Origin of the sequence: Nocardia araoensis NBRC 100135, assembly GCF_000308435.1 — a bacterium.
Lineage (GTDB): Bacteria > Actinomycetota > Actinomycetes > Mycobacteriales > Mycobacteriaceae > Nocardia > Nocardia araoensis.
Genome location: NZ_BAFR01000183.1, coordinates 1 through 550 on the forward strand (window position 1 = coordinate 1; position 550 = coordinate 550).

Consider the following 550-nt stretch of genomic DNA (forward strand, 5'->3'; position numbering starts at 1 on the left):
CGGCGCCGGCAACGCAGCCCGATCCAGCTTGCCGCTGCCGGTCAACGGGAACGCATCGAGCACCATCACCGCCGAGGGCACCATGTATCCGGGCAACCGGGCCGCCGCGAATTCCTTGAGTTCTCCGGAATCGATCGAAACATTGCCCGCAGCAACCACATACGCCACCAGACGAGCACCGCTCGTGCCGGCCTCGTGGGCCACGACCACCGCCTGGGTCACCGACTCGTGACCCGAGAGCACCGTCTCGATCTCACCGAGCTCGATACGCACACCCCGGATCTTGACCTGGAAATCCGAGCGGCCCACGTACTCGAGTTCACCGAAACGGTTCCACCGCACCAGGTCCCCGGTCCGATACAACCGCTCACCGGATCCGAACGGGTTGGCCACGAACCGCTCCGCGGTCAACCCCGCACGACCCACATACCCGCGAGCCAACTGCACACCCGAGACATACAACTCACCGGCCACACCCGCCGGCACCGGACGCAACCACGCATCCAACACGAACAGTCCCGTGTTGAACACCGGCCGACCGATCAGCACC

1 protein-coding gene is annotated in these 550 nt (G+C 65.5%); it reads right to left on the reverse strand.

The genetic code is table 11. From position 1 onward, the window contains the following. The coding region (locus ON21_RS24685; protein ID WP_039801377.1) for an AMP-binding enzyme at window positions 1-550 on the reverse strand (550 nt) is incomplete at both ends.